Raw genomic sequence first — 11,017 nt, 5'->3', positions numbered from 1 at the left:
CGCCATGCAGTTCGGACGCACCTACGAGGAGTTCGAGGTCGGGGCGACGTACAAGCACTGGCCGGGCAAGACGGTCACCGAGTACGACGACCACCTGTTCTGTCTCCTCACCATGAACCACCACCCGCTCCACATGGACGCGAACTACGCGGAGCAGACGACGGACTTCGGCAGGAACGTCGTCGTCGGGAACTACATCTACTCGCTGCTGCTCGGCATGTCCGTGCCGGACGTCTCCGGCAAGGCGATCGCCAACCTGGAGATCGAGTCGCTCAGGCACGTGGCGCCGACCTTCCACGGCGACACGATCTACGGCGAGACGACCGTGCTCGACAAGTGGCCGTCGAAGTCGAAGAACGACCGCGGCATCGTCCACGTCGAGACCAAGGGCTACAAGCAGGACGGCACGCTGGTCTGCGTGTTCCGCCGCAAGGTGATGGTGCCGACCGAGACGTACATCAAGGAGCGCGGCGGCGAGCAGCCCGGCCGGCCGCAGCTGAGGGAGCAGGAGAAGTAGCCATGGCGCGACTCGCCCAGACCGCCGGTCTGACCGACATCCAGCAGGAGATCCTCTCCACCGTCCGCGACTTCGTGGACAAGGAGATCCTCCCGGTCGCGACCGAGCTGGAGCACCGCGACGAGTACCCGCAGCAGATCGTGGACGGCCTCAAGGAGTTGGGCCTGTTCGGCCTGATGATCCCCGAGGAGTACGGGGGGCTGGGCGAGTCGCTCCTGACGTACGCGCTGTGCGTGGAGGAGATCGCCCGCGGGTGGATGTCGGTGTCCGGCATCATCAACACGCACTTCATCGTGGCGTACATGCTCAAGCAGCACGGCACGCAGGAGCAGAAGGACCACTTCCTGCCGAGGATGGCGGCCGGCGACATCCGTGGCGCGTTCTCGATGTCGGAGCCGGGTCTCGGCTCGGACGTGTCGGCGATCACGTCGAAGGCGGTGAAGGACGGCGACGCGTACGTCCTGAACGGCCAGAAGATGTGGCTGACCAACGGCGGTACGTCGTCTCTGGTGGCCGTTCTGGTCCGAAGTGACGAAGGTCACCCCGAGAGCACCGCGCCCCACAAGTCGATGACGACCTTCCTGGTCGAGAAGGAGCCGGGCTTCGGCGAGGTCCGCCCCGGCCTCACCATCCCCGGCAAGATCGACAAGATGGGGTACAAGGGCGTCGACACCACCGAACTCATCATGGATGGCCTGCGCATTCCTGCCGATCGTGTGCTCGGCGGGGTCACCGGGCGTGGTTTCTACCAGATGATGGACGGCGTCGAGGTGGGCCGCGTCAACGTGGCGGCGCGTGGCTGTGGCGTCGCCCAGCGTGCGTTCGAGCTGGGTGTCCAGTACGCGCAGCAGCGTCACACCTTCGGGAAGCCGATCGCCCAGCACCAGGCGATCCAGTTCAAGCTGGCGGAGATGGCTACCAAGGTCGAGGCCGCGCATGCGATGATGGTGAACGCAGCACGCAAAAAGGACTCCGGTGAGCGAAACGACCTCGAGGCTGGGATGGCGAAGTATCTCGCCTCCGAGTACTGCAAGGAGGTCGTGGAGGACTCCTTCCGGATCCACGGCGGCTACGGCTTCTCCAAGGAGTACGAGATCGAGCGCCTCTACCGTGAGGCACCGATGCTGCTGATCGGTGAAGGTACCGCCGAGATCCAGAAAATGATCATCGGCCGGAGACTGCTCGAAGAGTATCGATTCCAGGGCTAGATGTCCGGATACGGGGTGTTTTCTTGGAGAACAAGATCACACCCCGTCAGCACTCTTCGGCCGCCGACTCGGCTTCCTGGCTTACCCAGTTATGGCTCCGAGCCGCTACGATCGCCGGAAAGCCGCCGTCCCCCGCCGAAGCGCGGCATCATCCGCTACGAAGGTCATCCATGCCCCACAGCCAAACCTCTGCACCTCGCGACAGCCGGGCCGGCGTACGCCTCGCGCGCGGAGCATCGCCGTGGCTCCTTCCGACCGTCGCCACCGCAGCCCTCAGCCTGGCCCGTGCCCGCCGCTCGGGCGCCGCCAAGGCCGTCGCCGTTCCCGCCACCGCGCTCGCGGCGGGAATGCTGTGGTTCTTCCGCGACCCGGAGCGCGAGATCGCCCAGGGCCGGGTCATCTCGCCCGCCGACGGTGTGGTGCAGAGCATCATGCCGTGGAAGGACGGCCGCACCCGCGTCGCGATCTTCATGAGCCCGCTCAACGTCCACGTCAACCGCGCGCCGCTGGCCGGCACGGTGACGTCCGTCGAGCACGTGCCCGGTGGCTTCGTTCCCGCCTTCAACAAGGAGAGCGAGAACAACGAGCGCGTCGTCTGGCACTTCGACACCGAGCTCGGTGACATCGAGATGATCCAGATCGCCGGCGCGGTGGCCCGCCGCATCGTCCCGTACGTGCCGCAGGGCACCAAGGTCGAGCAGGGCGAGCGGATCGGCCTGATCAGGTTCGGCTCGCGTGTCGACCTCTACCTGCCCGAGGGTGTGGAGGTCGCGGTCGAGGTGGGACAGAAGACCGTGGCTGGGGTGACTCGCATTGACCGTGATTGATCCTGATACCAAGGCCGGCTGGGTCCCGGAAGCCGACGAGGTCGACCAAGAAGAGGAGATGCCCCTCTCCCTTCGCCTCTCGATAGCGGACACCCTGACGCTCGGCAACGCCACGTGCGGCTTCATGGCGGTGTACTTCACCACCACCGGCATCCTGATCCCGCACCTCACGGGCAGCCAGGAGACCGGCATGGCCCGCCACAGCGCGGCCACGGCGGTCATCCTGATGCTCTGCGCGGCGGTCTTCGACCTCTTCGACGGCTTGGTGGCGCGCAAGCTGCGCTCCTCCCCCATGGGCGCGGAGCTGGACAACCTCTCCGACCTGATCAGCTTCGGGCTGGCGCCGGCGTACTTCGTGCTGGTGTACGGAATGGTCGCGGACGACGCGCACCAGCGGGTGGCGGCGGTCGGGGCGATCGTCGTGCTGCTGGCGGTGGTGCTGCGGCTTGCCCGGTTCTCGTGCGTCACGGTCAAGGACGGCACCTTCCAGGGCATGCCGTCGCCCTTCGGCGCGCTGACGGTCGTGTCCATCGTGTTGCTGGAGCTGCCCTTCGTGGCGACACTGCTGGCGATCCTGGGGACGGCGTGGTTGATGGTGTCCCGTGTGGAATACCCCAAACCCCGGGGTCGACTCGCGGTGGCGATGCTGTCGTGGATCGTGCTGGGCATGGGCCTGATGGCGGCCTGGGCCTTCGACGCGCCGGGCGGGCAGTTGCTGCTGCAGACGGGATGCGCGCTTCAGCTGGTCATGGGGGCGGTGATTCCGCTGTTCGCGACGGCTCGGCGGGTGAACAACTTCCGTGACAATCGGCGGGAGGCGCGGGCGGCGCAGCTGCCGTAGCGTTGCGACTGGCTTGGGCCCCGGACCGGGTTTTCGGTCCGGGGCCCTTTGCTTGTGCTTTCTCGTGCGCTTCCGTGGGGTGCTGTTCCTGCGGGCTTCGCCCCCGGGCCCCCGGCCTGTGCCCGTCGGCCGCCCGACACGGTCGGGCAGGAGGCACGGTCGGAGGCCGGGGAAGCCCGGCTCAGGTCAGGAAGTCCCGCCCGATCCGCTCCGCCACCCGTTCCAGGATCGGCCCGGCCTCCGCGATGCACTTCGCCACGTCCGGCTCCGCGTCCGTCAGGGGGTAGGCCCGGCGGATTCCGGCTCGGCCCAGGGCCTCCGGGCGGAGGGCGAGGCGGCCGCAGACCGCTACGACGTCCTTGCCGGCCGCACGGGCCGCCGCGGCGACGCCCGCCGGGGCCTTGCCGTGGAGGGTCTGCTCGTCGAGGGAGCCCTCGCCGGTGATCACCAGGTCGGCGCGGTCCAGGGCGGGGGCGAAGCCCAGGACGTCGAGCATGACCTCGATGCCGGGGCGGAAGCGGGCACCCAGGAGCAGGGCGCCGTAGCCGATGCCGCCCGCCGCGCCCGCGCCCGGTGCGGCGGCGTACTCGGCGGCCTGCGGTCCGGCCGACCGCTCCAGCACCTTCGCGAAGTGGGCGAGGGCGGCGTCCAGGCCCGCCACGTCGTCCGGCGAGGCGCCCTTCTGCGGACCGTAGACCGCGGGCGCGCCCTTCGGGCCGGTCAGCGGGTTGTCGACGTCGCTGGCGAGAACCAGTTCGATCTCGGTGAGGCGCGGGTCGAGGCCGGACAGGTCGGCCGTGGCCAGTTCGGCGAGACCGCCGCCGCCCGGAGGGACCGGCTCGCCGTGCGGGTCCAGGAAGCGCGCGCCCAGCGCGGACAGCATCCCGGCGCCGCCGTCCGTGGTGGCGCTGCCGCCGACCCCGAAGACGATGGTGCGGGCACCCGCGTCCAGCGCGGCCCGCAGCAGCTCGCCGGAGCCGTACGTGGACGCCGTGAGCGGTGCGAAGACGCCGGCGGGCAACCGCTGGAGTCCGCTCGCCTCGGCCATCTCCACGACCGCGGTGCCGTCGCGCAGCGCGAACGCCGCCGTCACCTCGTCGCCGAGCGGACCGGCGACCCGCACCTCCCGGCGCTCGAACCCGGCCGCGACCGCAGCGGCCACGGTTCCGTCGCCACCGTCGGCCACGGGCAGTGCCTCGACGTCGAGGTCCGGTACGACCCGGCGCAGCCCGGCCGTCACCCGCTCGGCGACCTCCACGGCCGTCAGCGACCCCTTGAACTTGTCCGCGGCGACGAGCACCCTCGGTGTCTTCCAGGTATCGCCCACTGCAGCGTCCGCCACTTGCCACTCCCCTTGCTCTCCGGGCCCTCACGCACGTCAGGGCCAGTCGCGCCGCTGCGACCTTAACCGGAGGACGCCCGCGTCGTCAGCCTGTGCCCATCCCCTGGACCCGTGCCCCGAAGAGGCGCGGGGAAGGGGTCCCGCCGAAACGGGTAGACCGTAACCATGACCCTCGCGCGCACGGAGACAGAGCTCACCGACCGCATCCTCGGCGGCTGGCAGGGCCGCATTGCGGGCAACATGCTCGGCAAACCGGTCGAGCAGGGCGAGGTCTGGACGCGCGACCGCATCGACCGCTACCTCCGGCAGGCCGCCGCACTGCCGCTGACCGACTACCTGCCCGAGCCGATCAGCGAACACGACGGCTTCGAGCTGCGGCCCGAGTGGCGCCAGTGCGTGCGCGGCCGCATCCACGGCAGCTGCCGGGACGACGACGTCGACTACGCGATCCTCGGCCTGGACCTGCTGGAGACCCACGGCTTCGGCTTCAGTACCGAGCAGGTCGGCGACCTGTGGCTGCTGCGGCTGCCGTACCTCCAGACGTTCACCGCCGAGCGGGCCGCGTACCGCAACCTCGCCAACGGGCTCAAGCCGCCGCTGACGGCGACGTACGACAATCCGTACCAGGAGTGGATCGGGGCGCTGATCAGGGCCGACATCTACGGCTGGACCTGCCCGGGCGTGCCGCGCCGGGCCGCCTCGCTGGCCCGGCGGGACGCGGTGCTGTCGCACACCGGCAACGGGGTCTACGGGGCGATGTGGGCGGCGGCGCTGATCGCTGCGGCGTTCACGGCACCCACGGTGCGGCACGCGGTCGACGAGGCCCTGGCCGTGATCCCGGCGAGCAGCCGCCTGGCCCGCACGGTGCGCCGGGTCGTCTCCCTGCACGACACCCGGATGTCCTGGGAGGACACGCTCACCACGGTCACCGAGGAGACCACCGGGATGGGCTGGATCCACACCGTCCCGAACGCCGCCGTCCTCACCGCCGGCCTGCTCTACGGCGACGGAGACTTCACCCGCACCATCACCCTGACCGTCCGGGGCGGCCTGGACACCGACTCCAACGGCGCGACGGCGGGTTCGGTGGCGGGTGTGTTCGGCGGGGGCGCGGCCATCCCGGACCAGTGGAAGATGCCACTGGAGGACACGGTCCGCAGCGCGGTGTTCGGCTTCGACGGGGTGCGGATCAGCGAGCTGGCGGAGCGGACGGTGCGGCTGGCGGAGCGGGAGGACTGACCGGATCGAACCGGCCATTCCCCGGCCGAGCGGGGTGACCGACCCGTTCTTCCGCTTCGCGTCACGGGCGCCGCGAAGGCTCAGGAGCGGCCGCTGCCGCTGAGTGCAGAGCGCCGGGAGCCGTCGCGGCCGAGCAGTCCGCGACCTCGGGCGCCGCCAACGTGTGCGGCACCGGCCACACACTGCGCAAGGCGATCCCGCTGCCCCTGGGCGTCGACCCCGACGTGTGCAAGGCGACCCCCTTCGCCCACGAGAACGGCGGCAAGGGCTGCGCCATCCTCGACAACAACGTCGGCAGGGCGCAGTACATGTCCGTGCAGATCTGCAAGGTGGACGGCACGGCCTGCGACCCCGACCCGGGCACCTTCAGCGAGTACGCGGGCCCGGTGTACGTCTCCAGCTTCGCCTGCGCCCCGGTGACGGCCAAGATGGGCTCGTCCTCCAGCAGCCTCTACGTCAACTACAAGTCCAGCTACGTCTTCCCCTGCGGCTGAACCGTCATCGGGTGGTTACCCTGCCCCAATGACCACCTCTTCTGACTTCGCCGCCTACATCGCGTCCCTGCCCCGCGTCCTGGCCGGCGCCGCCGCGCTGTTCCGGGACGGCGAGGGCCGGGTGCTGCTCGTCGAGCCCAACTACCGGGAGGGCTGGGCGCTGCCCGGCGGCACGATCGAGTCCGACGACGGCGAGACCCCCCGGCAGGGCGCGCGGCGCGAGACGGCCGAGGAGATCGGGCTGGACCGTGAGCTCGGCCGGCTGCTGGCGGTGGACTGGGTGCACGGCGTGGGGCGTCCGCCACTGGTGGCGTATCTGTACGACGGCGGGGTGCTCGGCGAGGACGAGCTCAAGGCGATCCGCCTCCAGGAGGAGGAACTGCTGTCCTGGCGGCTGGTCCCGCGCGAGGAACTGACCGAGTACCTGCACGGCGCCCTCGGCCGCCGTGTCCTGACCGCCCTGGACGTCCTGGCGGACGGCTCGGGCACGGCGGAGCTGGAGAACGGGCACCGGGTGTTCTGACCGGCTCCGGCCGTTCGCCCGCCGGTGTCCCGTGCGACAACCGCTCGCCGCTGCCGTACGGCCCGGCCTACCCTCGGTGACATGGCCAAGCCCCTCGTCGCGCTCCTCACCGGTGCCGGTATCAGCACGGACTCCGGGATTCCGGACTACCGCGGACCGAACGGACTCTGGCGGCGGGACCCGGAGGCCGAGAAGCTCGTCACGTACGAGTACTACATGGGCGCCCCGGAGATCCGACGCCGCTCCTGGCAGATGCGGCGCAAGAACCACACGCTTCGGGCGGAGCCCAACGCCGCGCACCGGGCGGTGGCCGAACTGGAGCGGTCCGGGGTACCCGTCCGGGTGATCACGCAGAACGTGGACGGGCTGCACCAGCTCGCCGGGATGCCCGAGCGCAAGGTCCTCGAACTGCACGGCACGGCACGGAGTGTGGTGTGCACCGGCTGCCACACGCGCGGCTCGATGGAGGACGCCCTCGCACGGGTCGACGCCGGTGAGGACGACCCGCCGTGCCTGGAGTGCGGCGGTGTCCTGAAGTCGGCGACGGTGATGTTCGGCGAGCGGCTCGATCCCGTCGTCCTCGGCGAGGCGGTCGCCATCAGCAAGGCCTGCGAGGTGTTCGTCGCCGTCGGCACGAGCCTCCAGGTCCAGCCGGCCGCCGGCCTCGCCGGTGTCGCCGCCGACCACGGCGCCCGTCTGATCATCGTCAACGCCGAGCCGACGCCGTACGACGACCGTGCCGACGAGATCGTCCGCGACCCCATCGGCACGGCACTGCCCGAGCTGTTGCGCGGCCTCATGGCCTAGGCCCGCAGGTCCTCCAGGCGGGTGAGCGCGTCACGGCCTTGGTCGCGTTCGGCTTCGGTGAGGTCGAGCGCGGTGGCCCGGGCGAGGGCGGTCGCCGCCGCCTCCTCGTCGCCGAGTCGTCCCGCGAGGTCCGCGCGCAGGACGAGGAGCTGAAGCAGTTGTACGGGCGTCGGCGTCTCGTCCGTCAGGCGCAGGACGCGGTCGACGACCTTCGCGGCGCCCGCCGCGTCTCCCTTGGAGTCGGCCAGGAGGGACGCGTGGTGCAGGGCCCGCGCGAAGGTCTCCTCGGGGGCGGGGCCGTGGTGCCGGTCCTCGCCGGTGCGCTGCCCCACCCGGACGCAGTTGCCGCCCGGGTCGGTCATGAGGAACTGCCGCACGCCGTACGACATGTCCTTGAGCGGCCCCACGCGCGGCAGACCGCGGGTGGGGATTCTGCCGTACGTTGCCTTGAGCCCGGCGCGGAACGCCTCGTAGAGGCCGTCGACGTCGTCGGTCATGACGTAGCAGGTGCTGATCGAGCCGGTGGGCTCGTAGTGCTTCATCGCGAAGAACTGCAGCTCTGTGCCGCCGCGTTCCACGACCGCGTACGGATTGGGGCTGCGCTGTACGTACGTCACCTCGAAGCCGAGGGCGGTGTAGAAGTCGAGGACGGGCGGGAGGGTCCGGCACGGCAGGATCGGGATCGTCTTCTCCGACATGACCCCACTCTAGTCAAATTTGACCACCCCGGGGCTAGAAGAGTGCGGCCCCCCGCTCGAAGTCCAGCAGGCGCTGCTTGCGCTCCAGCCCGCCCCCGTATCCCGTGAGGCTTCCGTTCGCGCCGATGACGCGGTGGCAGGGGACGATGATGCTGACGGGGTTGCGGCCGTTGGCGAGGCCGACCGCGCGTGAGGCGGTCGGGGTGCCGAGGGCGTCGGCGAGTTCGCCGTAGGTGCGGGTCTCGCCGTAGGGGATGCGGTGCAGCTGGTCCCAGACGCTGCGCTGGAACGGGGTGCCGTTCAGGCGCAGTTCGACGGTGAACTCCTTGAGCTCACCCGCGAAGTAGGCCTTCAGTTGCTCCTCCGTCTCGGCGAACAGGGTGTCGTCGCGGGGACCGAAGGTCTCCTCCGGCGGGCGGTGGCGGTGGTCGGTCATGTAGAGGCCGCACAGGACGCCGCCCTCGGCGACGAGGGTGAGGGGGCCGTAGGGGCTGTCGGTCACGGTGTGGTGCTTCACGGAACGTCCTTATACCGGTAGGAAGTTGATCGGGTGGCTGTCGGTCGCCCAAAGGTACTGGACGGCGTAGGCCCGCCAGGGGCGCCAGGTCGCCGCGCGGGCGGTGAGCGCGGCGGGCGTGGAGGGCAGGTCGAGTTCCCGGGCGGCGCGGCGGATGCCGAGGTCGGTGGGGAGGAAGGCGTCGGGGTCGCCGAGGGCGCGCATGGCGATGACGTCGGCCGTCCAGGGACCGAAGCCGGGCAGGGCGAGGAGCTGGGCGCGGGTGCGCGGCCAGTCGCTCTCCACGCCGAGGTGGAGGTCCCCGTCGGCGAGGGCGCGGACCAGGGTGGTGAAGGTCGTGCGGCGGGTGCGGGGCATCGCGAGTGTCTCGGGGTCCAGCGCCGCGAGGGCCTCGGGGGCCGGGAAGAGGTGGGTGAGGCCGCCCTCGGGGTCGTCCACCGGTTCGCCGTGCGCGGTGACCAGGCGGGCCGCGTGGGTGCGGGCGGCGGCGGTGGAGACCTGCTGGCCGAGCACGGCCCGGACGGCGAATTCGGCCTCGTCGACCGTACGCGGGACGCGCCGGCCTGGCGCCTTGTCGACCAGCGGTGCCAGGACCGGGTCCGTGCGCAGCTGCTCGTCGATCGCCACCGGATCGGCGTCCAGGTCGAGCAGGCGGCGGCAGCGGCTGATGGCGACGGTCAGATCGCGCAGGTCGCTGAGGGTGAGGCGGCAGGCGATGTGGTCGGGGCGGGGAGCGAGGGCCACGATGCCGTGGCCGTACGGCAGCCGCAGCGTGCGCCGGTAGGAGCCGTCGCGCCACTCCTCGACGCCGGGTACGGCCGTGGCGGCGAGGTGGCCGAAGAGGTTGTCGGGGTTGAGCGGGGTCCGGAACGGCAGCCGCAGGGACAGTGCGCCGGGGGTGCTCGCGCCCTGGCGCTTCGGGGTGCGGGCGCGCAGCTCGCTCGGGGAGAGGGCGAAGACCTCGTGGACGGTGTCGTTGAAGGTGCGGATCGAGGCGAAGCCCGCGGCGAAGGCGATCTGCGCCATCGGCAGGGCCGTCGTCTCGATGAGCAGCCGAGCCGTCTGGGCGCGCTGGGCGCGGGCGAGTGCGAGCGGGCCCGCGCCCAGTTCGGCGAGCAGCTGGCGCTCGACCTGGCGGGTGCTGTAGCCGAGGCCGGCGGCGAGGCCGGGCACGCCCTCGCGGTCCACGACGCCGTCGGCGATCAGCCGCATGGCGCGGGCCACGAGGTCGGCGCGCTGGTTCCACTCCGGGGAGCCGGGGCTGGTGTCGGGCCGGCAGCGCTTGCAGGCCCGGAACCCGGCCTGCTGACAGGCCGCCGCGCTCGGGTGGAAGACCATGTTCTCCGGCTTGGGCGGCACGACCGGGCAACTGGGACGGCAGTAGATGCGGGTCGTCAGGACGGCCGTGAAGAACCATCCGTCGAACCGCGCGTCCTTGGACTGGACGGCGCGTACGCAGCGCTCGGTGTCGGTGTGCATCCCCATCTGCATGGCTCCAGCATCGGGCACCGGGCCGGACGGGGGCTGGCGAGAATCCGACATCGACGTGCCGGAGGCCGCACCGCCTCGCCTTGACAGATGAAGATTCATTCATGTGTTCGTGTGTGACCGGTACGATGAGGTCATGGGTCACGGAGCCGTCATTCCCGCGCAGGACGCCACCGAGCGCGTACGCCTGGACGCTGACAACGTCACGAAGGTCGCCACCACGCTCCAGGCCCTGTCCACACCCTCCCGCCTGCTGATCCTGGCGCGGCTGCGGGAAGGCCCGCTGCCGGCCACCGAGTTGGCCGCCGAGGTGGGCATGGAGCAGTCGGCCTGCTCGCACCAGCTGCGGCTGCTGCGCAATCTGGGTCTGGTGGTCGGCGAGCGCCGGGGCCGTTCGGTCGTCTACGCGCTGCACGACCACCATGTCGCCGAGCTGCTCGACCAGGCCGTCTACCACGTGGAACATCTGCGCCTGGGCATCAGCGACGCCGCCGACTAGGCGGCGCCGCCGTCCCC

At 70.9% G+C, this 11,017-nt stretch carries 13 protein-coding genes; 9 read left to right on the top strand and 4 right to left on the bottom strand.

What is annotated here, in order from left to right; genetic code table 11:
- The first annotated feature begins 4 nt into the window (after positions 1–4).
- The 4 genes from HDA41_RS33460 (at position 5) to pssA (ending at position 3,393) form a co-directional block, all read left to right on the top strand.
- Positions 5–517: a MaoC family dehydratase gene (locus HDA41_RS33460; RefSeq protein WP_184990625.1), complete on the top strand. Its 513-nt coding sequence runs from the start codon at positions 5–7 to the stop codon at positions 515–517.
- Positions 518–519: 2 nt separating this feature from the next.
- Positions 520–1,725 (top strand): acyl-CoA dehydrogenase family protein, encoded by a 1,206-nt coding sequence (locus HDA41_RS33455; RefSeq protein WP_184990623.1) that lies wholly within the window; start codon positions 520–522, stop codon positions 1,723–1,725.
- A 170-nt stretch (positions 1,726–1,895) separates the two neighbouring features.
- The gene (locus HDA41_RS33450; RefSeq protein ID WP_184990621.1) at positions 1,896–2,552 is read left to right on the top strand and encodes a phosphatidylserine decarboxylase; all 657 of its coding nucleotides are present in this window, start codon (positions 1,896–1,898) and stop codon (positions 2,550–2,552) included.
- Positions 2,553–2,610: 58 nt separating this feature from the next.
- A complete protein-coding gene (gene pssA / locus HDA41_RS33445) occupies positions 2,611–3,393 on the top strand; it encodes a CDP-diacylglycerol--serine O-phosphatidyltransferase (protein ID WP_184993955.1) in 783 nt (260 codons plus the stop codon).
- Between the two features lie 181 nt (positions 3,394–3,574).
- Here the strand turns inward: pssA and HDA41_RS33440 are convergent, their stop codons facing one another.
- Positions 3,575–4,693, bottom strand: coding sequence for a glycerate kinase (locus HDA41_RS33440; RefSeq protein WP_184993953.1), 1,119 nt, complete (start codon positions 4,691–4,693; stop codon positions 3,575–3,577).
- A 207-nt stretch (positions 4,694–4,900) separates the two neighbouring features.
- Here HDA41_RS33440 and HDA41_RS33435 point away from each other — a divergent pair, with 207 nt between their 5' ends.
- The 4 genes from HDA41_RS33435 to HDA41_RS33420 all read left to right on the top strand — a co-directional run bounded on the left by HDA41_RS33435 (position 4,901) and on the right by HDA41_RS33420 (position 7,798).
- On the top strand, positions 4,901–5,974 hold the full coding sequence (locus HDA41_RS33435; protein WP_184990619.1) for an ADP-ribosylglycohydrolase family protein: 1,074 nt from the start codon (positions 4,901–4,903) through the stop codon (positions 5,972–5,974).
- 161 nt (positions 5,975–6,135) lie between these two features.
- The gene (locus HDA41_RS33430; protein ID WP_230299776.1) at positions 6,136–6,468 is read left to right on the top strand and encodes a hypothetical protein; all 333 of its coding nucleotides are present in this window, start codon (positions 6,136–6,138) and stop codon (positions 6,466–6,468) included.
- Positions 6,469–6,496: 28 nt separating this feature from the next.
- Positions 6,497–6,991: an NUDIX domain-containing protein gene (locus tag HDA41_RS33425; RefSeq protein WP_184990618.1), complete on the top strand. Its 495-nt coding sequence runs from the start codon at positions 6,497–6,499 to the stop codon at positions 6,989–6,991.
- A gap of 81 nt (positions 6,992–7,072) precedes the next feature.
- The gene (locus HDA41_RS33420; RefSeq protein WP_184990616.1) at positions 7,073–7,798 is read left to right on the top strand and encodes an SIR2 family NAD-dependent protein deacylase; all 726 of its coding nucleotides are present in this window, start codon (positions 7,073–7,075) and stop codon (positions 7,796–7,798) included.
- Here the strand turns inward: HDA41_RS33420 and HDA41_RS33415 are convergent.
- Genes HDA41_RS33415 through HDA41_RS33405 form a run of 3 tightly spaced genes read right to left on the bottom strand, consistent with a single transcriptional unit; the run spans position 7,795 to position 10,492 of the window.
- The gene (locus HDA41_RS33415; protein WP_184990614.1) at positions 7,795–8,496 is read right to left on the bottom strand and encodes a bleomycin resistance protein; all 702 of its coding nucleotides are present in this window, start codon (positions 8,494–8,496) and stop codon (positions 7,795–7,797) included. The genes HDA41_RS33420 and HDA41_RS33415 overlap by 4 nt on opposite strands.
- A 34-nt stretch (positions 8,497–8,530) precedes the next feature.
- A complete protein-coding gene (locus tag HDA41_RS33410) occupies positions 8,531–9,013 on the bottom strand; it encodes a methylated-DNA--[protein]-cysteine S-methyltransferase (RefSeq protein WP_184990613.1) in 483 nt (160 codons plus the stop codon).
- A 9-nt stretch (positions 9,014–9,022) separates the two neighbouring features.
- On the bottom strand, positions 9,023–10,492 hold the full coding sequence (locus HDA41_RS33405) for an AlkA N-terminal domain-containing protein (RefSeq protein ID WP_184993951.1): 1,470 nt from the start codon (positions 10,490–10,492) through the stop codon (positions 9,023–9,025).
- 145 nt (positions 10,493–10,637) lie between these two features.
- On the opposite strand from HDA41_RS33405, the gene HDA41_RS33400 reads away from it, so the two are divergent.
- Entirely contained in the window at positions 10,638–11,000 is a 363-nt protein-coding gene (locus HDA41_RS33400; RefSeq protein ID WP_086851380.1) for an ArsR/SmtB family transcription factor, read from the top strand.
- The last annotated feature ends 17 nt before the right edge of the window (positions 11,001–11,017 follow it).

The organism is Streptomyces caelestis, from assembly GCF_014205255.1.
GTDB classification, from domain to species: domain Bacteria; phylum Actinomycetota; class Actinomycetes; order Streptomycetales; family Streptomycetaceae; genus Streptomyces; species Streptomyces caelestis.
The sequence above is the reverse complement of the archived record's forward strand: the minus strand, read 5'-3'. Positions and strand labels throughout refer to the sequence as shown.

Bases quoted from the DNA above. Each gene is read 5' to 3' on its own strand.
- HDA41_RS33460 (WP_184990625.1), top strand. From the start codon at position 5: ATGCAGTTCGGACGCACCTACGAGGAGTTCGAGGTCGGGGCGACGTAC.
- HDA41_RS33455 (WP_184990623.1), top strand. From the start codon at position 520: ATGGCGCGACTCGCCCAGACCGCCGGTCTGACCGACATCCAGCAGGAG.
- HDA41_RS33450 (WP_184990621.1), top strand. From the start codon at position 1,896: ATGCCCCACAGCCAAACCTCTGCACCTCGCGACAGCCGGGCCGGCGTA.
- pssA (WP_184993955.1), top strand. From the start codon at position 2,611: ATGCCCCTCTCCCTTCGCCTCTCGATAGCGGACACCCTGACGCTCGGC.
- HDA41_RS33435 (WP_184990619.1), top strand. From the start codon at position 4,901: ATGACCCTCGCGCGCACGGAGACAGAGCTCACCGACCGCATCCTCGGC.
- HDA41_RS33425 (WP_184990618.1), top strand. From the start codon at position 6,497: ATGACCACCTCTTCTGACTTCGCCGCCTACATCGCGTCCCTGCCCCGC.
- HDA41_RS33420 (WP_184990616.1), top strand. From the start codon at position 7,073: ATGGCCAAGCCCCTCGTCGCGCTCCTCACCGGTGCCGGTATCAGCACG.
- HDA41_RS33415 (WP_184990614.1), bottom strand. From the start codon at position 8,496: ATGTCGGAGAAGACGATCCCGATCCTGCCGTGCCGGACCCTCCCGCCC.
- HDA41_RS33405 (WP_184993951.1), bottom strand. From the start codon at position 10,492: ATGCACACCGACACCGAGCGCTGCGTACGCGCCGTCCAGTCCAAGGAC.
- HDA41_RS33400 (WP_086851380.1), top strand. From the start codon at position 10,638: ATGGGTCACGGAGCCGTCATTCCCGCGCAGGACGCCACCGAGCGCGTA.